A 22,854-nucleotide genomic window follows, 5' to 3' on the forward strand; every position below is an offset into this window, starting at 1 on the left:
TAGGAGGGGAGTCTCGGATCGGTCGCTCGCGACGCGCAGTTCGCTGAAAGTCAGCTGATGTCGCCGAATTGCCCGTATCTCGCGACGTATGCGCCAGCCAGCAGTGGTTCGCCAATGGTTTGCTTTATAGCTAGAGTCTGTGGTTTGTCCGCTGTTCGATAGCTGTGGCCTGTGGATCAAGTTGTGGATTATGTGGATAACTACGATCCGGGTGGGTAGATGCGGGGTCGGAGCGGGGTGCCGGACAGGATCGTTGGGCATGGAACATACCCGAGGTCAGGGACCGTTGCCCGTGCTCCCGCGGCCCCCGCTACTCCCCGGCCGCGCGGCACCCATGGCAGGATCGAAGTCGTGACGAGCTCCGAAGTCTCCAGCGTGCCGGTGGATGCCGTGCCCGCCGAATTCGACACCGCCGAACCCGGCGCCTCGGCGCTGCTGCTCGACGTGCGCGAGGACGACGAATGGCAGCTCGGGCACGCGCCGGGCGCGATCCACATCCCGATGGTCGACGTGCCCGCCCGTGTGGCCGAACTGGATTACGACGCCCAGCTCTACGTGGTCTGCCGACAGGGCGGCCGCTCCTTCGAAGTGGTCAAGTACCTGACGCATATCGGTTTCGACGCGGTCAACGTCAGCGGCGGCATGGTGGCATGGCAGCAGGCCGGTCGTCCGCTCGTCGCCGACGGCGACCACCCGGCCAAGATCTACTGACGAAAGAGCTGAGGTGGGGTGCGGCATGAGCGTCAGGCCCGGAGGCGGCAGCTTGCGTAACCACGGAGGGCCCGCGAATGCCGCAAAGGAGACACAGTGAGTACGGTGGTGCAACCTTGCGCGCGCTGCGGCGCGCGCTGGGCCGTGCAGGCGACGCCGCTGCACTGGTGCCCACGCTGCCACGGCGTGCTGCTCTCGCCCGCGCCCATCGATGCGCCCGCCGAACGGCGCAACTATCGCTGGGTGGCCAGGCGCCCCGATCAGCGCGGCCGCCGCACGCACGGCGGTAGGCAAACGGCCGCGACACCCACACCGCGTTATGCGCAGGTGCCGCGCTGGGGTCTGCTCGATCCGCCGCCCGCGCCCGCCGTCGGACTGCCGCCCAATCCGCTCGGCGCCTTCGTCCGCTGGACGACCCGCTTGCTGATCGCGACCGCGGGCATCTTCACCCTCGCCGCGGTCGGCGAACTGCTGCGCTACGCGATCCTGCTGTACAACCGCACCCGGCTGGTCCATCCCGCGGTGCTGTGGGTGTCCGACGCACTGGTCGTGGTGTCCTCGATGCTCGCGCTGGTGCTCGCGCTGCTCACCGCGGTCGCCGCGCTCGGCTGGCTGATCGAGATGCGCCGCGCCGCCTATCGCCGCCAGGGACGCACCGATCCGCGGCCCGTCTGGTCGCTGACGCTCGGCTGCGTGATCCCGGTGGTGAATCTGTTGTGGCCCGGCGTCTTTCTCACCGAGGCCGTCGCGGACCGCGAAGACCCACGGGTGCTGCGAGTGATCCGCCTCTGGTGGCTCGGCTGGGTATTCGGCGGCGCGATCGCCACGGCGGCGCTGCTGTGGAAGCTCGCGGATTCGCTGCAGGCCAAGGCGGACGGCGTGGCATTCACCGCGTTCGCCGACCTGGTCGCGGCGGCGCTCGCCGTGCTGACGCTGTGGATGATGCGCGCGGTCGAGGGCCGTGATCTGTTCGGTCGCAGCAGGATCGCGCGCCGGTGGGTGATCGCCGTCGATCCCGCGGTGCCAGTGATCGAGCCGGTCCAGCCGGGTGCTGGTGTCGCGGCGCCGCGCATCGCGGCGGACACTGACGCGCAAGACCGTGAACACGAGGAGGTTGTGGCCAAGTGAGCGAGCGTCAGCGAGTGAACCGAAGGCACAGGGCGTCTTGGCGCACGACGGAGCCGAGCGCCAGCGAGGCGCAGTCGTGAGCCAGGGCAGTCGCGCACCGTTCGTCGTCGCGCACCGGGGCGCGTCGGCGGCGCGTCCGGAGCACACGCTCGCCGCCTACGAACTCGCGCTGGAGGAGGGCGCGGACGGAGTCGAATGCGATGTCCGGCTGACCCGCGACGGGCACCTGGTCTGCGTGCACGACCGCACCATCGACCGGACCTCCTCCGGCACCGGCCTGGTCAGCGAGCTGACACTGGACGAGCTCAAGGCATTCGACTTCGGCGCCGACGGCGCACCCGCCGAGGTGCTCACCCTCAGCGAGCTGATCACGCTGGTGCTCGACTGGCGCAGCAGGCCGACCAAGCTTTTCATCGAGACCAAACATCCCGTCCGCTACGGCGCGCTGGTGGAGAACAAGCTGCTCGCCGAACTGCAGCGGTTCGGCATCGCGACCCCCGCCTCCGCCGATCACTCACGCGCCGTTGTCATGTCGTTCGCGGCCACCGCGATGTGGCGGATCCGCCGTGCGGCGCCGCTGCTGCCGACGGTGCTGCTCGGTGAATCCTCGCGCTACCTCGGCGGTGGCGCCGCCACTACGGTCGGGGCCACCGCCGTCGGCCCCTCGGTGAAAACCCTGCGCGACCACCCGGAACTCGTCGACAAGGCGGCCGCGGCGGGCCGCGCGACCTACTGCTGGACCGTCGACGACCCCGATGACGTGCGCCTGTGCGCTGACCTCGGCGTCAGCTGGATCGCCACCAACCATCCCGGCCGCACCAAGGCGCTGCTGGCCGCCTGACGGCGTGTGCCTGAAATGGTCAGGCGCACAGGGCGCGAGTGGCGGGCACGACGTCACCGATCCAGCGGCGCAGCTGGGTTTCCTCGGCATGTTCCGGCCAGTACACGAAGGTGTCGAAGCCGGTCTCCATGGCGAGATCGGCCAGGACGCGGGCCCAGCCCGCGGCGTCGGTGCGGATCGGTTCCTCGCCGCGCAGGGTCACCGGTCCCGGAGTCTCGGTGATCGTTCCGACGAGCTGTGCCATCCGGGTGATGTCGGCCGGCTTGCGTCCCGCGTCGATCGCGGCCGCGGAGATGATGTCCTGTGTCGCTTGCCATTTCTCGTACGGCAGGTAGTGCGGGATGGGCGCGGCCCACCCGTCGGCTATCCGCCCGGTGAGCGCGTTGGCCTTGGGGCCGACGCTGCCGAACCAGATCCCGACCGGATGCACGGGTGCGGGTCCGGATTGCACGCCGTGCACCGTGTAGTGCGTGCCATGGACTTTCGCCTTCGTCCCTGGCAGCCACATGGCCCGGATGATCTCGGTGGCCTCTTCGAGCGCCTGCAGCGCTTCGGGATTCGACCGCACCGGGCCGCCCATGGCGCCGATCGCGGGCCAGAACGCGCCGGCGCCCAGGGCGAGGTCGAATCGCCCGCCGCTCAGCAGATCCAGGGTCGCGGCCTGCTTGCCGAGCATCGCGGGCCCGCGCAGCGGCAGGCTGGCCACATCCGGAAACACCCGCAGCCGTTCGGTTTCCGCCAGCACCGTGGCGATCACCGCGAAGGTATCCGCCAGCCCGCCCGCGTACGGATGATCCTGGATGCCGAGCAGGTCGAGGCCTTCCCGGTCCGCCTCCTTGGCCATCGCGCGGAGCTGCGGCAGCTCGGTCACCGTTGGCGCCAACTGAATACCGAATCGTAAGTTCACACCGCGATCATGCCAGCCGCCTGGCCTTGCTGTGACCTAACCCCGGTACCGTATGCCCGGCGGGCGAAAGCCGTTGACCGACAGGCCGGCACCGCTTCTCGCTTCTCGGCCCGGGCGGCACTGGCGTTGGTCATACTGACAGGGTGAGCGGGCTCGAAGTCGCTGCGTCCGTAGTCGGCATTGCCGGAGCCGTGGTCGGGATAGTCGCGGCAATGCATCAGTTCGCGAGGCACAGCGATCCCTCGGACCGCAACATCATCGCCGTCTGGTTCAGCCTGTGCACAGTCCTGCTCATCGCTTGCATCGTCGTAATTGCGATATTCGGATGGGGATCGCCGCTCGGCCCGGTGGCGGCAACGCTCGGGGCAATCAGTATTTTTGTCATGATCTTGCTGATGCTGGACTCGCTCGACGGCGGCGACCGCAAGTAGGTTCGCAGGGAACGGGACACGCAAATTTGCAGGTCAAAGCGGGGAAAATGGACTGTTCCTGCTACGCTCGCGCGTCGTGGGTAAAAGCAAGCGGAATAGTCCGAAGCCCGGCGGGAACCGGGCCCAGCGTCTCGCCGAGCGGCGGGCGGCGCAGGAGCAGGCCGCGCAGGCCGTGACGCGTCCGTTCGAGGGCATGGCGGCCGAATGCGATCTCGTCGCGCTGCGGGAGTTCGTACCGTCCGCGACCGCGACGCTGAAGCTGGCCCCCGGCGTCGCGGCCGAACGCGATGTCGTGCTGGCCACGGTGCTTCCCGGTGCGGTCGCCGCGCTGGTGCGCGCCGGCGATGAGCCGGTCGGCTACGTCGGTGTGCAGACGCAGTTCCAGGGCGCCGACGCGGGAGCCGATCTCGCCACGTCGATCCTGTGGACGCAGTCGGCCGAGCCCGGTGAATCGCTCAATGCCGCCGACGCGGTCGAGGGCGGGCCGCGCCTGGCCGATGTCATCGATCCCGGCGCCGACCTCGAGCTCACCGTGCACCAGGACTTCGACTGGTGGGTGCCGGAGGGCGTGCAGCCCGACGCACAGGTGGCCGCCACCATCGAACAGGCCAAGCAGGCGATCATGCCGTCGGCGCGACTCGCGCTGAGCCCCGACGCGGTCGGCGCGGCCTGGTGGGTCGACGCGGGCGACAAGGCGCACGTGCGCTGGGTGCGGCCGGAATCCGAGGACGATCTGATGCTGGCGCTCGCCCGGCTGCATGCCGCGGGCGGATTGCACCTCGGCGAGGGCTCCCGGTTCGCCGGCTCGTTCCGCACGCACGGGCTGCTCGTGCCGGTGTTCGATCTGGATCCCGAACTGCACGCCACCGAATGGACCGCGCACGCTGAGGAATTCGGCGCGCGGCTGGCCGAGGCGCTGGCCTCGGACGCGCCGCTGACGGCCGATGAGCGTCGCTCGCGCGATGGTCTGCGGTCGCGTCAGGTCACGCTGCGCTGAGTTCGGTTCGATCGACTGAGCTACGGAATTCCCGGAACAATTATCCGTGGAATTTCCACGCACTATTGCGAATGTAAGAAACAGGTCCGGCTCGTGACGAGCCGGACCTGTTTTCGTGAGAAGGAATTGTTTCAGATCGCTCCACCAGCGGCGGACGGTGCGCCGGAAGCATCACTCGGGCCGCCCATTTCGCGGGCGATGAAATCCTCCAGATCGAACAGATTCTTACCTGCGCGATCGGCGATGGTGGCGAGCGTCGTCATATTGGCGACCTCCTCGACCTGCTCCTTCAGGAACCACTGCATGAACTGTTCGCCGAGGTAGTCGCCCTCCTCGCGGGCCGTGCTCGCGAGCTGGATGATCTGGTCGGTGACGGTCTTCTCCTGCGCCAGTGCCAGCGCGATGGGTTCGCGCACCTCCTTGAACTGGGACTTCGGGCTGTCGACACCGGTGAAGTCGACGCTGATATCCCGATCGAGGAAGTACTGAACGATCATCATCGCGTGGTTACGCTCTTCGACCGCCTGCTGATAGAAACGCTTGGCCAGCTGCGGCAGATCAGCATTGTCGAACCACACCGCGATCGCGATGTATTGGTGCTCGGCGTTGAATTCATGCCTGATCTGGTCGTGGAGCAGGCTGTGGAATTTGCTGTGTGGGGTCTCCGGATGGCTGGACATAGGGGTGACATTAGCGCTGGTCAGCGCGCGTGTCATCCAAGTGCAACCTTATTGAGGCTAGTATTGCCTAATTAATTACGGTGTGCCCCGGCCATTTTCGGCGCCGCGTTATCGGTGCGGGGCGGCGTCCGCAGCTCGCGCGCGATGAATGCTTCGACGTCGAACAGGTCGCCCTCGGCGCGGTCGATCACGGTCAGCAGCGTCTTCATCGCGGCGACGTCGTCCACCTGCTCCTCGAGGAACCACTGGATGAATCGCTCGCCCAGATAGTCGCCGGATTCGCGGGCCGCCCTGGCGAGTGCGCCGATCTGCTCGGTGCGGGCGCGCTCGCCCTGCAGCAGGAAATCTATTGCGGCGCGCGGGGATTCGAAGGTCGGTACGACCTCGTCGAGGCCGCCGACCTGTACCTCGAGATCGCGGTCGAGCAGGTACTGCACCATGCGCAGCGCGTGCGCGCGATTGTCGAGCGAACTGGCGTAGGTGTGTCTTGCCAACTGCGGCAAGCGATTCGCGTCGAAGTACACGGCGGCGGCGAGATACTGCTGGGCGGCGGTGAACCCACGTCGGATCTGGATGCGCAACAGATCCGGAAAGGGCTGAGCGAGATCGGTGTCGGGCATGTGCTCGACGTTACCGCGTCAGCAGATCCTCCGGGATGGGTTGATCCTTCGCGAGGAACTCGAAAAAGCGGCTCGCCTTGTCCTTGTCCCACAGCACCACATTGCCGCTGTCGGTATCGGTGAAACCGCCGATCGGCACCGTGGTGGCCACCGGATCGCCGCGCAGCGCCCAGCCGAGGCTACCGAGATTCCAGATGTGGTCGCCCTCATCGACCTTCAGCGATTTGGCGGTATCGCTGGCCACCGGCCACAGCCGGAACGGATTGAGCAGTGTGCCCGCCTGGGTCATCTTCTTCAGCAGGGCCGACATGAACATGCGCTGGTTCTTGACCCGGTCCAGGTCGGCGTTCGGCGTCGCGCGCGTTCTGACGAAGCCGAGTGCCTCGGGACCGCTCAGCTTCTGGCAGCCCGCGGGCAGGTTGATGCCGGCCAGCGGGTCGTTGATCGGTGCGTCCAGGCACAATTCGATGCCGCCGAGCGCGTCGACCACGCCGGCGAATCCGGCGAAGCCGATCTGCGCGTAGTGATCGATGCGCAAGCCGGTGGCGATCTCCACGGTCTGTACGAGCAACTGCGGGCCGCCGAAAGCGAAGGCGGCGTTCAGCTTGTCCTTGCCGTGGCCGGGAATGCTCACGTACGAATCGCGCGGCAGGCTGACGAGCGTCGTCGCGCCCGACTTCGGGACGTGCACGAGCATGATGGTGTCGGTGCGCTCCGGACCGGCATCGCCGCCGGTCGCCAACTCTTGCTCCTGCTCGGGAGTCAGCCCGGCTCGGCCGTCCGAGCCGACGAGCAGCCAGTTGGTGCCCGGCGTATCGCCGACCCTGCCCTTGTAACCGGCGAGCGCGTCGATCCGGTTCAGCGAGGAATCCAGTTTGATCAGGCCGCCGATCGCGGTGAGCACGAGGATGAGCAGCAGGGCGAGGAACCAGCGGAACGGATGGCGTTTGCGGCGCGGGCGTTCGCCGCGCGGCGGGCGTTGACCGCGTTTCGGGGGGAGGGAGGGCGGCGGTGGCGGTGCGCCCCGGCGTGGCGGCTCTTCGTGATACGGCACCGGTTGCTGCGTCGGGGCGTGGGTGCGCGGCGGCTCTTCGCGGTAGGGGACCGGTTCCTGTCGCGGCGCGTGCGTCGGCCGCTTGATCAGCGGCGGTGGGGGATTGCGTGGTGGCGGGGAGTTGTGCGGCGGCGCCTGCGATCCCGGCTGTCGCAGGTCGTAGGTCCGGGTCGGGTCATACGGCGGATGCTCGCTGGAGGGCGGTGGCGCACCGCGACGTGGCGGCGGGCCACCGGGCCGCGGCGGTTGCCCGCCGGGCCTGCCCTGCGCGGGGCGTGGACGGTACTGACCGGGTTCGCCGCTGCCGCCCTGCCGCGGCGGCACCCGGCGCGCCCGCGCGTCCGGGTCGTCGCCGTTCATCCTTGAGACTCTACTTATCTGCGAGTTGATTGGGTTGTCCTGCGACGATCCGTTACCGGTCCGCCGGAGTGTGGTGCGTGTCGAGCAAGTTCTTCGCCGCCCGATCGCACCCGGTATGGAATCACGACGCACCGCACCGGCGTTATCGGCTGCCCCGAAACGTGATCGGGCAGCAACGCGAATCCGCTTTCCGCACACCCTGTTCCACGCGCACCCACCGCTGCCGAATGCGCGATCACGGCGCCATCTGTCGAATAGCACCTGTGCGAGCGGGCACTCGGCCGCTGACCGGTCCGGCGGGACGCCGATCTCGAGTGCCTGCACGCTGTGTCCCGCAGCCATCGGCAGGTCGGGGAAGCTTCCGCTCGCGTCGGGCATGGACGTTGTGCCGCTCGGCCGCGGTATCGGGTTGCGTTTATGGCAGCCAGGAGACGTGGCCGCGCAGCAGGGTGTAGCCGATGTAGGCGACCGCGTCGATGGTGGCGTGGGCGATCACCAGTGGCCACAGTCGATTCGTGCGCTGCCAGTAGCGGCCGAAGATCACGCCCATGACGAGGTTGCCGAGGCCGCCGCCGAGGCCCTGATAGAGGTGGTAGCTGCCGCGCAGCAGCGCCGAGGCGAGCAGCGAGGAATTCTCCGACCAGCCGAGCTTGCGCAGCCGGGTGATCAGGAACGCGACCACGATCACCTCCTCGGCCACGGAGTTCGCGCACGCGGAAAGAATCAGCACGGGCAGCCGCCACCAGTGATCGCCGAGCGAGCTCGGCACGATCGTCACGCTGGCGCCGAGCGCGTGCGCGATCAGATACAGTCCGAGCCCTGGCAGCCCGATGATCGCCGCCAGCACCAACCCGTGCAGCACGTCCGGCCGCAACCGCATGCGCGCCAGGCCGATCATTCGCGGCCCGATCCCGCTGCGCCACAACAGGTACAGGCCGAGCGCCGCCCATCCGGCCAGCCGCGCCACCCCCACCAGCTGGAACAGCAGATCGATGATCGACTGCGCCGACCGCGTCGAATTCAGCGCTACTGTCCGCCCGCCGATGCCGCCCGGCGCCAGCGCGCTCTCCAGCAGCGACAGCGCCGCGCTGAACCCGCTGAGCCCGAACGTCACCACCAGCACGACCGCGATCTCGATCCGGATCGCCAGCCGCTCCCGCTCGCTCAGCCCGGCCCCGGTCCCATCGGATTCGACACGCATCCCCCGAATCTATTGCCCGCACCCCACCCCGGCATCTCCCGCAACCACGGCGCGCCCTGTTGCGCCGGATCCACTCGGGCTGAGGCGCCCGCCGTTCGACTGCCTTTCGGCCGCGAACTTTTCGTATCGTCGCGATGCAGGCGCTGGCGGGGCTTATCGTTTTCGACGCGCCGCGCTTTTCCTCGCTTGATTTGCCTGCTCTGGTCGCTGAGCCGGATCTGTAAGGGGCGCTGGGGCGATCGTGACGCGGTCACAGCTCGCGGCGGCGGCGGAACCAACCTGCTGGACCTGTCGACGGTGGCGGCCGCCATGATCAAGGCCGCCAACCGGCTGCGGTGGCCCGCGGTCATCGGCTGTACCGGATGAGCGAACGCCTCGGTGCGGACCGCGGCGACGAAGGCCCCGCTGTGGTGAGGATCGTTCGGTGGATGCGGTCCGCGGGGGCTGCTGGACTCCGCTGCGGTGCGAATCGCCCGGTGGACGCGGTCCGCTTGGTGGGTAGGGGGATCAGATGCGGCGCAGGCCGTTGAGGAAGGGGCAGCCCGCGAGGGTGCGGACGGCGCGGCTGAGGGATTCGATGTCGTCGGCGGGTGCGCTGAAGGGGAGGCGGAAATCGTGGTCGCCGTCGTGGCTCTCGACGCGCAGGGTGACGCCGTAGCGGTCGATGGCGAGCGGGTGCACGATGCCGTGCTGGAGGCCGGCGGGCAGGTGGCGGGCGAGCTGGGCGATCACGTCGCCGTGATCGGCGGTCAGGTGCTGCAGCCACGCGGATTCCATGTCGCAGAACGGATCCGGCCGCGCGTGCCGCAGCTCGTCGACGCAGACCGACTCGGCGCCGGTGGCATCGGCGAGCACCGCGGAGTTGATCACCAGCCGCAGCAGCGTCGCGCCGTGGCCGACATCGAGCAGGCTCGGATCCGGATTCTCCTTGGCCACCTCGGTGGCCAGCGCGCGCTGCGCGTCGGTCGGCACCGCGCGCACCCAGCCGCGCAGCCAGACCAGTGCGCGTACCGGTTCGCGCAGCCGCAGCGGTGCGTGATCGGTCAGCTCGAGTACCGCGGGCGCGCCCGCGTCGGGCGAATTCCCCGCGAGCACCGCGGCCATCGACGCCGTCGGCACCGCGATCACGGCATCGCCGCAGCCGCGCAGGTGATGCACCGAGGTCGGCGTCGGGTCGATGCCGGGCATGGCCAGCACCGCCTGCTCCGCGTGGGCACACGCACTGCGTACCCGCTCGGCGCTGGACGGTGCGACGTTCGCGTTCGGCATACAAACCTCCGTTTGGGTGGGAGTGCCTCGCGTAGCTCGGCGAAAGATTAGGTAAACCTAAGCTAAGTGACGCGGCCAACATGCGCAAGCGCTCGCAGCGTTCCCGCCTGCGCCGCCTCACCATTCGCGTCGGCCCGAATTGCTCCCACCAGTGGATAAAGCCGTGGCCACAGCATGTTTGCGGTCAACCGGCGCATCGCGCCGACGATAGACAGCCCCGCCCGGATAGCTGCGTACCGAAGCCACCCTCGCATCGCTGGTCGACCGCATCGGGGACGTGAACACCCTTTGCATACGGGGAAGCAGCGTCGGCACAAGGCGACTCGAGGTTCTGCGGTCATCGAGCGCCGTCGGTACGGACGCCCTGCCTTTGGTCCGCCTCGCGTGGCGGCCGGGGGTAATGCTGTTTGGCGACAGCCCGGCGCCTCGGGGTCGCGCGGCGGAGTGCGGCAGTTGCCGCGCAGCGACTCGTGGCCTCGCCGAGGCTCTCAACTTTGTGCGTGGTCGCGGCGGTGACTTGCGGGTTTGCTTCGCGCACGGGTGGCAGGGTTGTTGATGCCGTTCAGTGATCGTGTGGGGGGCTCGGGCATGGGCGAGGTGGTTGTCGCATCGGGTGTGTGATCACTGGTCTGGTCGTTATGGGTGGATGGGGGCGGGGATACGGTGGGGGGATGGCGGATGGGAGTGGATCGGAGCCGGTGTTGGTGTCGTTGACGGCGCCGGCGCGGCGGAGTTTGGCGGCGGGGTTGGTGCGGGCGGTCGGTACGGGCGATGCGGATGTGCGGGTGCTCGACGGGGATGTGCCGGATGCGGAGGTCGCGGATTTTCTGGCGGAAGCCGCGCACAGTGACGGTGGGTTCGTGGCGCGTACGTCCGACGGGGAGCGTGCGCTCGGCATTGTCGCGGCGACGGTGGCCGCGCTGTGTGGCGAGGATATTCATCAGGCGTTGCGGAATCCCGATCTCGCTTTTCTGACCGCGCTGAAACCGCCCGCTATCGAAGCGGCGCGCGGTGTCTTGCTCGCGGTGGAAACCGATGCGACCGAAGACGTCACGCGGGCACTCGCCGTTCTGGACACCACCCAGCGAGCGAATCACTGACGTAGTGCACGACGGTGCCGCGTCCGAGCGGTGCGCCACGGTGCCTTGCTCGAGTGAGGGGTGATTGTATGTCGGCGAACGCGCGGTGAGTTGGATTGCTGGCGTAGCGCCCAGTGCGCCGCTGTGTCCGCGATCGACGCACAGCGTGAGCCGCACGAGCGACGCGCGATAGTGCGTCGGCGAACGCGCGGTGCGGTGTGGGTGGGGCGCGGGGAGATAGCCGGATCGGCGAAGCTTCCCCTCGGGACGCAAGTAATGTCGTAAGGGTGCCGCGTATCGCCTACTTCGGGCCGTCGGGAACCTTCACCGAGATGGCCCTCGCTCAACTGGAATCGACGGCGGTCTTCGACGGGTCGGTCGAGCGGGTCGCCGCTCCCAGCCAGGGGGCCGCGCTGGAGCTGATCCGCTCCGGCGACGTCGACGGCGCGGTGGTGCCGATCGAGAGCTCGGTCGAGGGTTCGATCTCGGCGACGCTGGACTCGCTGGCGGTCGGGCCGCGCCTGCAGATCATCGCGGAGACCGAGCTCGAGGTGAGCTTTACGATCCTGGCCAGGCCGGGCACCACGCTCGCCGACATCAGGTCGCTGGCCGCCTACCCGGTGGCGGGCGCGCAGGTGCGCATGTGGGTCGCGGACACGCTGCCGGACGCGCAGTTCTTCACCTCGGCCTCGAATGCCGCGGCCGCCGAGGATGTCGCGGCCGGTAAGGCCGATGCCGCCGTCTCGACCGCGCTGGCCGGTGAACGGCTCGGGCTGGTCGCGCTTGCCTCCGGTGTCGCCGACCATGCCGACGCGATTACCCGCTTCGTATTGGTCACCCGGCCCTGCACGGCGCCGCCCGCGACCGGCGCCGATCGGACCTCGATCGTGCTAGAGCTGTCGAACGAGCCGGGTTCGCTGATGCGCGCCTTCGCCGAATTCGCCACCAGGGGCATCGATCTGACGCGGATCGAATCCCGGCCCACCCGAACGGGTTTCGGTACCTACCGCTTCTATCTGGACTGCGTCGGGCATATCGATGACGCGGCGGTCGCCGAGGCGCTCAAGGCGCTGTATCGCACCGCGCGCATCCGTTTCCTCGGGTCGTGGCCCGCGACCTCGGCCACCGGGACGCCGCCGCCCTCGGACGAGGCGGCCGCGGAGTGGTTGACCCAGCTGCGCAAGGGGGTGGCTGATCTGTGAGTGGAGGTGCGGTCGTGACCGGCAAGCTGATTCTGATCCGGCACGGCGAGACCGAAGGCAATGTCGCCAAGATGCTCGACACCAGGGTGCCGGGGCTGCCGCTCACCGAACGTGGTGCGGCACAGGCGAAGACGTTCGGGGCGAACCTGAGCGAGACGCCGCGCGCGCTGTTCTGCTCGGCCGCGCTGCGCGCCAGACAGACCGCGGGCTACATCGAGGCGGCGACCGGCGTCACCGCCGAGGTACTCGACGGGGTGCACGAGGTGCAGGTCGGCGACCTGGAGGGGCAGACGGGCGCTGAGGCGCACGCGACCTTCCAGCGCGTCTACCGTGCCTGGCACGCCGGTGACCTGTGGGATCGCGCGCCTGGCGGGGAGGCGGGCTACGACGTGCTCGCCCGCTATCTGCCCGTCATCGACCGACTACGCACCACCTATCTGACACCGGGCAGCACCGGCGAGGTGCTGCTGGTAATCCACGGTGCCGCAATGCGTTTGGTCTCCCGGGTGCTGACCGGCGTCCCCCTCCAGTTCGCGACCAACAACCATCTGGACAACACCGAGACCATCGAGCTCGTCCCGCGCCCCGACGGCGGCTGGGACTGCCTCCGCTGGGGCCACTACACCCCACCCTTCGCCTACCAGGCGTCCCCCACCGCCGACGACCCCATGGGCTAGCGATCAGCCGGCCGAGTTGTATTGCGCCACACCCTTTCTGCCAACTCCACACCCTCTGTACCGGGTGTGCGGCTGCGATAAGAGGTGTGGACTGCTCGGCATCCGATCGCGCCCAACGCCTCGAAGTCCGCCGCCCTCGGCGTTGCGTCCACCGCGGGCTCCGCGACGGTCAGGTCGTTTCCGGTTACCGAGTGCGCTTCGACAACGGAATCATCCTCGACCACATGCTCGACGAATGGTTCTTCCCCGCATAACCCCGGTCAGGTTGTTTCCGGCTTGCGCGGGAACTCTTCTCGTTCGGGCAGGGTGGTGATCAGGTCTTGGATCGCGGTGCGGAGGCGGGCGGGGGTGCCACTGCTGAACGACGTCCATTTGGTGCCGTCGTCGGCGATGCTCGCGGTGGCGATGAATCTGCCGTTGCGCGTGTTGAATACGGCGATGTGGGTGTCGGTGGTGTCGCGGGTGCCGTCGCCGTAGATCACGCCGATGATCTCGGCGTGCGAGTGGCAGTGCACCATCGCCGAGGCGAGCACCTGGGCGTCGCGCGGTGGGTTGCCGACCTTGGCGAGGCGTGCGGCGGTGGCCGCGGCATCGCCCGCGTCGTCGAAGATCGGCACGAGCTGTTCGGTCGGCGCGTTCATGCCGGTGACCTCGAGCGGTTCGGCCGGGCCGAGTGCCGCGATCAGCGGGCCGGGCAGATCGTCCTCGACCTCGTCGATGACATAGGACTGCGGGCCGCGCAGAGCGACCGTGACGACATCGTCGCCCTTGGCCAGGCACATCCGGCTGACCTGCCCCTCGACGATCAGCCGCAGCGCGACCACCCAGTGCGGGCGGTACAGCGCCCGCAGCCGATCCTCGAGTTCGGGGTGCACCACGTCATCGGTCAGGAGTTCCCGATCGATGAGTGACTGTGCGGCCGCGGCCATCGCCTCGCCGTGGGCGGTCACGTTGTCGTAGCGTCCCCGTGCGTCGAGCACGGTGGGCAGCTCGTCGAATTCCAGCTTCTCCAAAAGAAACTGCATCTCGTCGAGCGACAACACCACCCCGGCGAGTAACGACGGGCCGCGGCCCGCGCCGAGCACCGTCACCTAGACATCCCGGCCGCATCCGCGCCGATGACCCCGTCGGTGGCGAAGCGGCCATCGTCGAAGTGGTCGGTGGACCGCAGGTAGTCCGGGGTGTTGTGCAGCGACTCGTCGTCCTCGTCGTCGCGGACCTGGTTGCCGAGCAGCGGGCTGGCCGGCGTGGTCGCCGAGCGGGCCGCTGGGTCGATGCGGGTGATCGTGACGGGATCGCTGTCCGGCGTCGCGCCGATGGCGTTGTTGGGCGCACCCGCACCCCAGCCGTCGGGCAGCTTGAGCGAACCGTTGCCGAGGCTGACCGAGGCGCCCGACTTGGTGAGCGACGCGGAGCTGGTCGCCGCCGCGGCGGCACCGGCACCGAGGCCGCCGATCATCGGCATCGCCGCCGCGGGCGCACCGCCGAGCGAGGGTGCGCCGACGCTGGTCGCGGCCGCGAGCGCGTTGGCGCCGAGGCTGCCCACGGTGCTCACGCCGCTGGTGGCGAGCGACCCCACGACATTGGCGACCTGGGTCGCGGCACTGACCACGGCCGGATTCTGCACGAAGGCGGTTGCGCCGGCGATCGCGGCCTGCACCGGATCACCACTGGTGTTCTGCGCGGCCTGTTCCGCCGCCTGGCTCGAGTTGGCCGAGCCTGCGCCGTTGGCGATCGGCGGCGGGGTGAAGAATTCACCGGGCGTCACCACGGTGGCGGTGGTGGCGGCCTCGTAGGTTTCCATGGTCAGCGCGGCGCGCAGATCGAGTGCGGCCTTCGCCGCCTCGGCCGCCTCGGCGGTGCCGTTGAGCACGCCGCCGGTGGAGTACGCCGCGACGCGCGCGGTATCGGCCGCCGCGATCTCGGGCAGGCTCGGCATGGCCAGCGAGGCAACGGTGTAGGCGGTCGCGTTGGCCGCGGCCTTCGAGCCCATGGCGGCCGCCATGGCGACCTGCTGGCCGGCCCAGCTGGTGAAGCCGGTGAGGCGGGACAGCGCCGCGACGCCGTTGACGCCCTCGAGGCCGATCCCCAGTTCGGCCATCACCCTGGTCACCGTCGCGGTGGCGTCCACCCACGCGCCGGTGAGCGTGCCCCACGAGGTGGCGGCGGCGGAGATGGGAATGGCGTGTGCGCCCGCGTTGAGTGCGGCCGAATTGAACTCTGCCAGACGGGGCAGCCAGAACACCCCGGTGATTCCTGCGGTCATCTTGTTCTCCCCTTCAGTTCGATACTCGGCGCGCCCTAGACGCCGAGCGCTCCGCCGACCGCGGTGATAGCGCCTGCCCGCGCGACATCCTGAGCCAGGTACTGCGCGAGCTGGATGCGCAGGGTGGCGGCGGCGTGATGCAGCTCGAGCACACCCTGAGCGACGGACTGATCGTGTGTGATCGCCGCCTTGTTGAAATGCTGTGCGGCGAGCAGTGAGACCTCGTCGAGCCCGGAGGGGCCGACATGGGTGGCGGGTCCGGCGAGCGCGGCGACGCCCGCCAGTCGGTCGGCGAGTAGATCGAGCTCGGCGGCGGCCGCGAGCATGGCTTCGGGTGAGACCAGTACGTGAACCATGTCTCGAACTCCTTCTAGTGGCGGCTATTGGGCGGAACCACGAGAATTCCCCCTTCGAGTGATAGGACGCGAGAGCCAGGCAATCGGTTCCATCGAATCCCCAAAGTTTTCTTTCCAGGTCGTTCCGCGAACGCGAGCCCACCCACCCATATGCGTACGCTCGCGATCAGCTTGGCTAAGACTAGCCCCATCCCAGCTGATGCAGTCGCTCTTCGTCAATCCCGAAGTAGTGCGCTATCTCGTGGATCACGGTCACCGCGACCTCGTGCACCACTTCCTCTTCGTCGGAACAGATTTCGAGGATGGTGTCGCGATAGATGGTCACCGTATCGGGCAGCGCGCCGCCGTAGTGGCTGTCCCGTTCGGTCAGCGCGATCCCGTGGTAGAGGCCGAGCAGGTGTGGATCATCCGGATTGCGAGGTTCGATCAGCACCACCACGTTGTCGATGGCGCGGGCCAGCTCCGATGGGATCAGGTCGAGCGCATCGCCGACCAGTTCCTCGAACCGGTCGGCGGACATGAATACCGCCATCGGGCTACCGCGGCTGCGGCGGCAGCGGCGCGGCGCCGGGCAGCGGGGTCGGCGTCGAGCGGCCCGAGTTCGGCGGCGGCACCGGCGCCTGGCCGTTGATCAGGATGTCGCCGCGGGCCGAGCCGGTGATCGGCGCGAAACCCTCGCGGTCGGTGCCCTTGCCGATCATGCAGTCGAGCTTGCGGCTACCGGCCAGCCAGCCGCGCGCATCGATGAAGTCGAAGAACAGCGTCAGCGTCTTGTTGCGCACCGCGTCGGGTGAGCCGAGATAGTCGGTGGCGGCGTTGGCGCACTGCTCCTGCACGAACTTGTCCTGCTCCTCCTTCGCGGGCGGACCGCCGGGGAAGCGCGGGCCGAGATCGACGGTGGAGACGATCTCCAGCGCATGCGGCTGCGCGCAGTCCACCGGATCGGTCGGCAGGTTCTGGTTGATGCCGAGGCAGGTGCCGGGCGGATACACCTTCGACTGGTCGGGATCGAGCGCGCTGCCGTTGGCCACCCGCGGCGTTCCGGTGCTGCCGCCGAGCTGCACGCCGCAGCGCAGCTTCCGGTCGCCGTGCTTCCAGCCCTCCTGGCTCGGATACATGACGTTGACGATGTAGCGCCCGCGCGGATCGAACCGGCCGCCGAGGTAGTCCTGCACCGCGGGCACGCAGTGCTCCTCTTTCAGTTCGGTGAGCCGCAGCGAATCGGGGAACCGTGAGCCGGGCCCGAATTCGACGCCGGGGTACTTGCTCATATCGATGTCGGCGGCCACCTCGAACAGGTGCTTCTCCGAGCAGGCGACCTTCGTCAGGTCGGTGCGGTCCGCCTTCGACCAGGTCAGGCAGTCGCCGCGATCGGCGGTGCCGAACTGCTTGTCCACCACGGTCGAACCGGCGAATCCCGGCGTATGTGCCTCCAGGCCCGCCTCGTTGTCGAAACCGGTGACGAACAGGGTGACCATCGCCGCGATCACCGCGCCCGCGGCCACCAGCAGCAGACCCCAGCGCAATGTCGGCGCGGACAGGTGCAGATTGCCGCTCATGATCGCGTCGCGTGCGGACAACACCGACCGGCGGGCCGCGGCGGCACGCGAGGGCTTACCGGGCGTGCGGTGCGGCGGGGGCTGGGGCACATGATCGGAGGACATCGCGATCCATCATGGCAGTGTCTTCGGCACCGTGCCATGACCTGCCCGTATTCTCCGCTCGTTCCCCGGTCAGCCGCGCATCGCGGACAGGAACAGGCTCGGCAGCCGTGCGGGATTGGTGTCGGCGTAGAACTCGGCGAGCTTGCGCCCGGTCACCCCGGCGGTGGTGTTGGTGACGAACCACGGCGGCTTCGGCGAGAGCGCGAGCTCGCCGCGCACCACCGAGCGCGGCGCGGGCCGGAACGGTCCGGTCACCACCGTGCGTTCCACGTCGTCGAGCAGGAAAGCGTTGTGCACCACGCCGATTCCGCTCTGCACATCGTCGAGGGTGTGGCCGGGGAACGCGCCCCACGACGCGCGCGGGGTCAGGAACGCGAGCCCGGTCCACGCGTTCACCGCGACGGCGCCGTAGCGCAGCCGCTCGATCGCCCGGTCGAAGGCGATGCCGAGCTTGCGGATGGTCGCCGGATCGGCGAGCACGTTGGCGCCGAGGGTGCCCGCGAGTTCGTCGTTCGCGAAATCGACCGCGCGCTGCAGGAATTCACCGCCCGCGTACGGCAGTTCGACGACGCCGAGCACGGGGGAGAAGTATTCGGTGCGCAGCAAAGGCGTTCCGGTGTGCGGCAGTTCGTCCACCAGCACCCGGCCGCCGCCGAGGCGTTCGGCGTCCGGGTAGGCCGCGAGCGCGCTCTCGACGCGGGTATCGCTGCCCGGGTAGTAGGCGGGCCGCTCCGGCGCCCGCGCGATCGCGTCGCGCAGCTCGGCCAGGAACTTGTCCTTGAGCGGCCAGCTCGCGCTGAGCACGACGGCCTGCGCGGCGATGCAGTTGTAGCCGCCGTTGTGCAGCCGCTGGGTCGCCACGTGTTCGGCCTGATAGCGCAGATCGGCGTCGGACCATTCGCCGGGCACGACGATGGTCGGCGAGACGCCGCCGAGCTCGCTGCTGATCGGCTTGTCCAACCGTGGCTGCTGATCGGCCCTGCGCCGCGCCGCCTCCTCGCCGACACCCCAGACGATCGCGTCGTGGGTGTTCGCGCTTCCGGTCATGTGCACGTGCGCGACCGAGGGGTGGCCGACCAGATAGCCGCCGACATCGGCGCCGCCGAGCACGATCCGCAGCACGCCGAGCTCGATGAGCGGCGCGAAGACCATCTCGAACACGGTGAACATCGGATCGGTGATCGGGTTCAGCTTCAGCGCGACCACCCGGTTGTGCGCGTACAGCTCGTAGAGGACGTCCAGCGGTGGGATGGACATGATGTTGCCCGCACCGAGCACCGCGCCGATACCGCCGGTGGCGGCGGGCTCCCGTTGCGCGAGTCCGGCGCGGCGGCGCGCGGTATCGGCGTCGACGCCCTGACGCAGCCACACCTCGCCGTGGAAACCGCTCAGCAGCAGCTTGTCGTAGATGTCGAGCGGAAGGATCGGCACCGCGACGCGCTCGCCCGGCGCCTCGGCGAGTGCGACGCCGTCGAGCGGGCTCCGCCCCTCTTCCAGCGCCGTCAGCGTGGCCGACAGCGCGGCGGTGGCCTGCAGGATGGTCAGCGGTCCCGACATCCACTCCTCGCCGACCAGCGGCGAGTCCGCGTCGAGCCGCTTCACGATGCGGGCGGCCGCCACCCAATCCTCGGCGTAGCGCGCGGTGCGCGCGTGGATGTCGTCGAGCAGTTCGCGACGCCCGCGCAGCGGGGTCTGCGCCCACACCTTCTCGCCCGCGGCCAGCTCGGACAGTGCGTCATCAATGGCTGATTCGTCGAAAGTCGTTCCCACCAACCAACTATGCGCGCGTGACCGCGGCGACGCGCTGGAATAGGACGCATAGGGGTGGAAAGGCACGTGGATATCGGGGTGAAACCGAATCGGCGCTCCTATTAGGCTGGGTGCCCATGATCGACCTCCGATTCCTGCGGGACAACCCCGACGCGGTCCGCGCCTCGCAGCGCGCCCGCGGCGAAGACCCCGCCCTCGTCGACGCACTGCTCGAAGCGGATGCGGCGCGGCGTGCGGCGGTGGCCACCGCCGACAACTTGCGCGCCGAGCACAAGGCGATGGGCAAGTTGGTCGGCAAGGCGAAGCCGGAGGAACGATCCGCTCTCCTCGAGCAGGCGCAGGAGATGTCGGCCAAGGTCAAGGAGGCCGAGGCCGCGCAGAACGCCGCCGACGCCGATATGGACGCCGCGCACCGCGCCATCTCGAACGTCGTCCAGGACGGCGCGCCCTCGGGCGGCGAGAACGACTACGTGGTGCTGGAAACCGTCGGCGCGCCAACGGAGTTCGGCTTCGAGCCGAAGGACCACCTGGAGCTCGGCGAGGCGCTCGGCCTGTTCGACATGGAGCGCGGCGCCAAGGTTTCGGGTTCGCGCTTCTATTTCATGACCGGCTACGGCGCCCTGCTGCAGCTCGGGCTGCTGCAGCTGGCGGCGCAGAAGGCCGTGGCCAACGGCTTCACCATGATGATCCCGCCGGTGCTCGTGCGCCCGGAGATCATGGCGGGCACCGGCTTCCTCGGCCAGCATTCGGCCGAGATCTATCACCTCGAGGAGGACGACCTCTACCTGGTCGGCACCTCGGAAGTGCCGCTGGCCGGCTACCACTCGGACGAGATCCTCGACCTGAGCAACGGGGCCAAGCGGTACGCGGGCTGGTCGACGTGCTTCCGCCGCGAAGCGGGCAGCTACGGCAAGGACACCAGGGGCATCATCAGGGTGCACCAGTTCGACAAGATCGAGATGTTCGTCTTCACCACCCCCGACGAGGCCGACGCCGAACACCAGCGCCTGCTCGCCTGGGAGAAGGACATGCTCGCGGCTGTCGAGGTGCCTTATCGCGTCATCGATACCGCCGCGGGCGATCTGGGCAGCTCCGCCGCGCGCAAATTCGACTGTGAGGCCTGGGTGCCGACTCAGCAGACGTATCGGGAACTCACCTCGACCTCGAACTGCACCACGTTCCAGGCGCGCAGGCTGTCCGTGCGCTACCGCGACGAGAACGGAAAGCCGCAGATCGCAGCCACTTTGAACGGCACGCTCGCGACAACGCGCTGGATCGTGGCGATTCTGGAGAACCACCAGCAGGCCGACGGTTCGGTGCGCGTGCCCGCCGCGCTCGTTCCGTTCGTCGGCACCGAGGTGCTGGCCCCGCCGAAGTAAGGGCGGCTGCCTCCGGCTTCGCTCCGGCCCGGCGCAGGCTATCGACGGAGCCTGCCGTTCGCCAGGCGCCGGGTCTCGTGCCGGGTGCCTGGCGAACGGATAGCTAAATGTTCGCGAGGGTCTATTCGCGGGATGTGGCAACCACTGGGAATCGTTGTGTCTAGGCTATTCCCCGTGCGAGGAATCGGGTCTCGCGGCGATACCCGAACCCGGGTGCGGGCCGCGTCAGCGCTGGCGACGGCCATGGTCATGTCCCGGACGACCGGGGCCTTCTATGTCATGGGAGGCGCCCTCGGTCTGTTGATCACGGGGATCGCCCCGGGCAATGAGGGAAACAGAGCGCTGGTCGGCTGGGCCGCCGCGATCGCGCTGCTGCTCGGCCTCAGCCTGCTCGGCTGGGGGCCGCGGCTGCCGCACGGCATCCATCACGTCTACGTCGCCATCGCGACGATCCTGGTGACGATCGCGGTGCACTCGTTCCCGAATACGGTGGGCGCCATCAGTCTTGCGTCGTTCTACGTGTTCGTCGCGTGTGACGCCGCGCTGTTCTTCGCCTGGCCGCTGGCCGCCGCGCACATCGGATTCGCGATGGCGATGTGTCTATGGGTGTTGCCGACCCGCGACGGGCTGCCGTGGTGGTCCGGGCTGATTCCGGCGGGGGTGACCTTCGGCGTCGGCGTTGTCGTCGGCATCCTCACCAGGATGGCCTCGGAGGCCGATATCGATGTGCTCACCGGGCTGCTCAACCGGCGCGGTTTCGACCGGGCGCTGAATTCCGCGATCGAACAGGCCACCCGCACCGGGCAGGGGCTCGCGCTGGTGCTCGTCGACCTCGACCGCTTCCAGAAGATCAACGACCACCTCGGCCATCGCGCGGGAGACGCGGTGCTGCAACGGGTTGCCGACACCTGGTCGAAGCTGCTCGTCCCCGGCCAGCGCCTCGCCCGCTACGGCGGTGACGCGTTCGCGCTGCTGCTGCCCAACACCACCGAACAGGCCGCGATCCTGCTCACCGAACAGCTGCGCGCCGCGGTGACCACCGGCTGCTCCGCGGGCGTGACCTCTTGGCAGCCAGGCGAATCCGGCTCGCTGCTGGTCAGCCGCGCCGACGTCGGCCTGTACCGGGCCAAGCAGGCGGGCCGCAACCGCACCGTGCTCGAATCCTCGCGGCAGCTGCCGCTCGCGGTGGAACTGCGCGAGGCCATCGACCGCGGCGCGCTCGACGTGCACTACCAGCCGATCGTCAGCCTCACCGAGGGCGGCGGCAAGGCGGTCGGCGTCGAGGCGCTGCTGCGCTGGTCCTCCAGTGCCCAACCGGATGTCACCACCGAGGGACTGATCCGGGTCGCCGAGGAGTACGACCTCATCTCCGATCTCGACGAGCTGGTGCTGCGCCGCGCCTGCGCCGACGCGGCGCGACTGCAGGAGACTTTCGCCCAACTCGATCTGACGTTGAACGTGAACGTCAGCGGGCTGGAACTGGCCGAGCAGGAATACGCCGACCGGGTGTCGAACATCCTGGCCAGCACCGGCTGGCCCGCCGATCAGCTGGTGCTCGAGGTGACCGAGAGCGAGCTCGCGGCCGAATCCCAAACGGCCATCTCGAATCTGCACACTTTGCGCGAGCGTGGCGTGCGCATCGCCATCGACGATTTCGGCACCGGGTACTCGTCGCTGAGCAGGCTCGCGACGCTGCCGAGCGACATTCTCAAGGTCGATCAGTCCTTCGTCGCCGCGATCCGCTCCGACTCGCCCGCGCCGCCGCTGCTCGGCGTGATCGCCGCGCTCAGCAGCGCGCTCGATCTGCAGGTGATCGCCGAGGGCGTGGAGACCGAATATCAGGCGGCGGTGCTCACCGAGCTCGGTTTCGCGCTGGCGCAGGGCTACCACTACAGCGATTCGCATCCGGTTTCCGAGCTGATCAGCGACCTCAACGAGGGGCACGGGCGGGTGGGGTCCGGGCTATCGGAGCGTGAACTCGGCGGTGGCGACACCATGCACACCGCCAATGGCTGGGTTCCGCTCGGATAATCGCTTGACGCATAGCGTCGACGTGACATGCTGACGACATGCGTTTGCTCGTATATGCCTATTGATTTACCAGCTCGCTGCGCGCCCGGCTGACGGGTAGCGCGGACACTCGGACCGATCGCGCACCCACGGCTCAGCGGGGCGCACAGGATGCGGCCGGGATCTCTCCGCAGTGCTCATTGCCCGCGGCAGCTCGAGTGCTTCGCGCCGGGCTGCGGGCCATCGAAGCCG

23 protein-coding genes are annotated in these 22,854 nt (G+C 68.8%); 11 read left to right on the top strand and 12 right to left on the bottom strand.

The window, feature by feature from the left end:
- The first annotated feature begins 351 nt into the window (after window positions 1-351).
- The 3 genes from ACIG5A_RS24710 (at window position 352) to ACIG5A_RS24720 (ending at window position 2,680) form a co-directional block, all read left to right on the top strand.
- Window positions 352-711 (top strand): rhodanese-like domain-containing protein, encoded by a 360-nt coding sequence (locus tag ACIG5A_RS24710; RefSeq protein WP_397243808.1) that lies wholly within the window; start codon window positions 352-354, stop codon window positions 709-711.
- 96 nt (window positions 712-807) lie between these two features.
- A complete protein-coding gene (locus ACIG5A_RS24715) occupies window positions 808-1,839 on the top strand; it encodes a DUF4328 domain-containing protein (RefSeq protein WP_397243810.1) in 1,032 nt (343 codons plus the stop codon).
- Window positions 1,826-2,680: a glycerophosphodiester phosphodiesterase gene (locus tag ACIG5A_RS24720; RefSeq protein WP_397243811.1), complete on the top strand. Its 855-nt coding sequence runs from the start codon at window positions 1,826-1,828 to the stop codon at window positions 2,678-2,680. Before ACIG5A_RS24715 ends, ACIG5A_RS24720 begins: the two co-directional genes overlap by 14 nt.
- Window positions 2,681-2,699: 19 nt before the next feature.
- Here ACIG5A_RS24720 and ACIG5A_RS24725 read toward each other — a convergent pair whose 3' ends face one another.
- On the bottom strand, window positions 2,700-3,587 hold the full coding sequence (locus tag ACIG5A_RS24725; protein WP_397243812.1) for an LLM class flavin-dependent oxidoreductase: 888 nt from the start codon (window positions 3,585-3,587) through the stop codon (window positions 2,700-2,702).
- A gap of 143 nt (window positions 3,588-3,730) precedes the next feature.
- On the opposite strand from ACIG5A_RS24725, the gene ACIG5A_RS24730 reads away from it, so the two are divergent.
- Window positions 3,731-4,018: a hypothetical protein gene (locus ACIG5A_RS24730; RefSeq protein ID WP_397243813.1), complete on the top strand. Its 288-nt coding sequence runs from the start codon at window positions 3,731-3,733 to the stop codon at window positions 4,016-4,018.
- 76 nt (window positions 4,019-4,094) lie between these two features.
- A complete protein-coding gene (locus ACIG5A_RS24735; RefSeq protein WP_397243814.1) occupies window positions 4,095-5,015 on the top strand; it encodes a DUF5926 family protein in 921 nt (306 codons plus the stop codon).
- A 131-nt stretch (window positions 5,016-5,146) separates the two neighbouring features.
- Here ACIG5A_RS24735 and ACIG5A_RS24740 read toward each other — a convergent pair whose 3' ends face one another.
- The 4 genes from ACIG5A_RS24740 to ACIG5A_RS24755 form a co-directional block, all read right to left on the bottom strand.
- Window positions 5,147-5,695: a ferritin gene (locus tag ACIG5A_RS24740; RefSeq protein WP_397243815.1), complete on the bottom strand. Its 549-nt coding sequence runs from the start codon at window positions 5,693-5,695 to the stop codon at window positions 5,147-5,149.
- Between the two features lie 71 nt (window positions 5,696-5,766).
- Window positions 5,767-6,315 carry a ferritin gene (locus ACIG5A_RS24745; RefSeq protein WP_397243816.1) on the bottom strand — a complete coding sequence of 183 codons (549 nt, stop codon included), beginning with the start codon at window positions 6,313-6,315 and terminating at the stop codon, window positions 5,767-5,769.
- 10 nt (window positions 6,316-6,325) lie between these two features.
- Entirely contained in the window at window positions 6,326-7,729 is a 1,404-nt protein-coding gene (locus tag ACIG5A_RS24750; RefSeq protein WP_397243817.1) for an LCP family protein, read from the bottom strand.
- 415 nt (window positions 7,730-8,144) lie between these two features.
- Complete coding sequence (locus ACIG5A_RS24755) at window positions 8,145-8,930, bottom strand: CPBP family intramembrane glutamic endopeptidase (protein ID WP_397243818.1); 786 nt, start codon at window positions 8,928-8,930, stop codon at window positions 8,145-8,147.
- Window positions 8,931-9,116: 186 nt separating this feature from the next.
- Between ACIG5A_RS24755 and ACIG5A_RS24760 the strand changes: the two genes are divergently transcribed.
- Window positions 9,117-9,296, top strand: a complete 180-nt coding sequence (locus tag ACIG5A_RS24760; RefSeq protein ID WP_397243820.1) for a hypothetical protein — start codon at window positions 9,117-9,119, stop codon at window positions 9,294-9,296.
- Window positions 9,297-9,437: 141 nt separating this feature from the next.
- Here the strand turns inward: ACIG5A_RS24760 and ACIG5A_RS24765 are convergent, their stop codons facing one another.
- The gene (locus ACIG5A_RS24765; protein ID WP_397243822.1) at window positions 9,438-10,199 is read right to left on the bottom strand and encodes a DUF2470 domain-containing protein; all 762 of its coding nucleotides are present in this window, start codon (window positions 10,197-10,199) and stop codon (window positions 9,438-9,440) included.
- 779 nt (window positions 10,200-10,978) lie between these two features.
- Between ACIG5A_RS24765 and ACIG5A_RS24770 the strand changes: the two genes are divergently transcribed.
- The 3 genes from ACIG5A_RS24770 to ACIG5A_RS24780 all read left to right on the top strand — a co-directional run bounded on the left by ACIG5A_RS24770 (window position 10,979) and on the right by ACIG5A_RS24780 (window position 13,157).
- Window positions 10,979-11,299, top strand: a complete 321-nt coding sequence (locus ACIG5A_RS24770) for a hypothetical protein (protein ID WP_397243824.1) — start codon at window positions 10,979-10,981, stop codon at window positions 11,297-11,299.
- A gap of 266 nt (window positions 11,300-11,565) precedes the next feature.
- Complete coding sequence (gene pheA, locus ACIG5A_RS24775) at window positions 11,566-12,480, top strand: prephenate dehydratase (RefSeq protein ID WP_397243826.1); 915 nt, start codon at window positions 11,566-11,568, stop codon at window positions 12,478-12,480.
- Window positions 12,481-12,494: 14 nt separating this feature from the next.
- On the top strand, window positions 12,495-13,157 hold the full coding sequence (locus ACIG5A_RS24780) for a histidine phosphatase family protein (RefSeq protein ID WP_397243828.1): 663 nt from the start codon (window positions 12,495-12,497) through the stop codon (window positions 13,155-13,157).
- A 260-nt stretch (window positions 13,158-13,417) separates the two neighbouring features.
- Here the strand turns inward: ACIG5A_RS24780 and ACIG5A_RS24785 are convergent, their stop codons facing one another.
- The 6 genes from ACIG5A_RS24785 to ACIG5A_RS24810 all read right to left on the bottom strand — a co-directional run bounded on the left by ACIG5A_RS24785 (window position 13,418) and on the right by ACIG5A_RS24810 (window position 19,213).
- A complete protein-coding gene (locus ACIG5A_RS24785; protein ID WP_397243830.1) occupies window positions 13,418-14,248 on the bottom strand; it encodes an ESX secretion-associated protein EspG in 831 nt (276 codons plus the stop codon).
- A complete protein-coding gene (locus ACIG5A_RS24790) occupies window positions 14,245-15,423 on the bottom strand; it encodes a PPE domain-containing protein (protein ID WP_397243832.1) in 1,179 nt (392 codons plus the stop codon). Before ACIG5A_RS24790 ends, ACIG5A_RS24785 begins: the two co-directional genes overlap by 4 nt.
- A 35-nt stretch (window positions 15,424-15,458) precedes the next feature.
- Window positions 15,459-15,779, bottom strand: a complete 321-nt coding sequence (locus ACIG5A_RS24795) for a PE family protein (protein WP_397243834.1) — start codon at window positions 15,777-15,779, stop codon at window positions 15,459-15,461.
- Window positions 15,780-15,960: 181 nt separating this feature from the next.
- On the bottom strand, window positions 15,961-16,311 hold the full coding sequence (locus ACIG5A_RS24800; protein WP_397243836.1) for a metallopeptidase family protein: 351 nt from the start codon (window positions 16,309-16,311) through the stop codon (window positions 15,961-15,963).
- Between the two features lie 4 nt (window positions 16,312-16,315).
- Window positions 16,316-17,443, bottom strand: coding sequence for a septum formation family protein (locus ACIG5A_RS24805; protein ID WP_397243838.1), 1,128 nt, complete (start codon window positions 17,441-17,443; stop codon window positions 16,316-16,318).
- Between the two features lie 69 nt (window positions 17,444-17,512).
- Window positions 17,513-19,213 carry an aldehyde dehydrogenase family protein gene (locus ACIG5A_RS24810; RefSeq protein ID WP_397243840.1) on the bottom strand — a complete coding sequence of 567 codons (1,701 nt, stop codon included), beginning with the start codon at window positions 19,211-19,213 and terminating at the stop codon, window positions 17,513-17,515.
- A gap of 116 nt (window positions 19,214-19,329) precedes the next feature.
- Here ACIG5A_RS24810 and serS point away from each other — a divergent pair, with 116 nt between their 5' ends.
- Window positions 19,330-20,592, top strand: coding sequence for a serine--tRNA ligase (serS, locus tag ACIG5A_RS24815; protein WP_397243842.1), 1,263 nt, complete (start codon window positions 19,330-19,332; stop codon window positions 20,590-20,592).
- A gap of 174 nt (window positions 20,593-20,766) precedes the next feature.
- Window positions 20,767-22,623, top strand: a complete 1,857-nt coding sequence (locus tag ACIG5A_RS24820; RefSeq protein ID WP_397243844.1) for a putative bifunctional diguanylate cyclase/phosphodiesterase — start codon at window positions 20,767-20,769, stop codon at window positions 22,621-22,623.
- The last annotated feature ends 231 nt before the right edge of the window (window positions 22,624-22,854 follow it).

This window comes from Nocardia sp. NPDC052566 (assembly GCF_044547285.1).
Taxonomy (GTDB): Bacteria; Actinomycetota; Actinomycetes; order Mycobacteriales; family Mycobacteriaceae; genus Nocardia.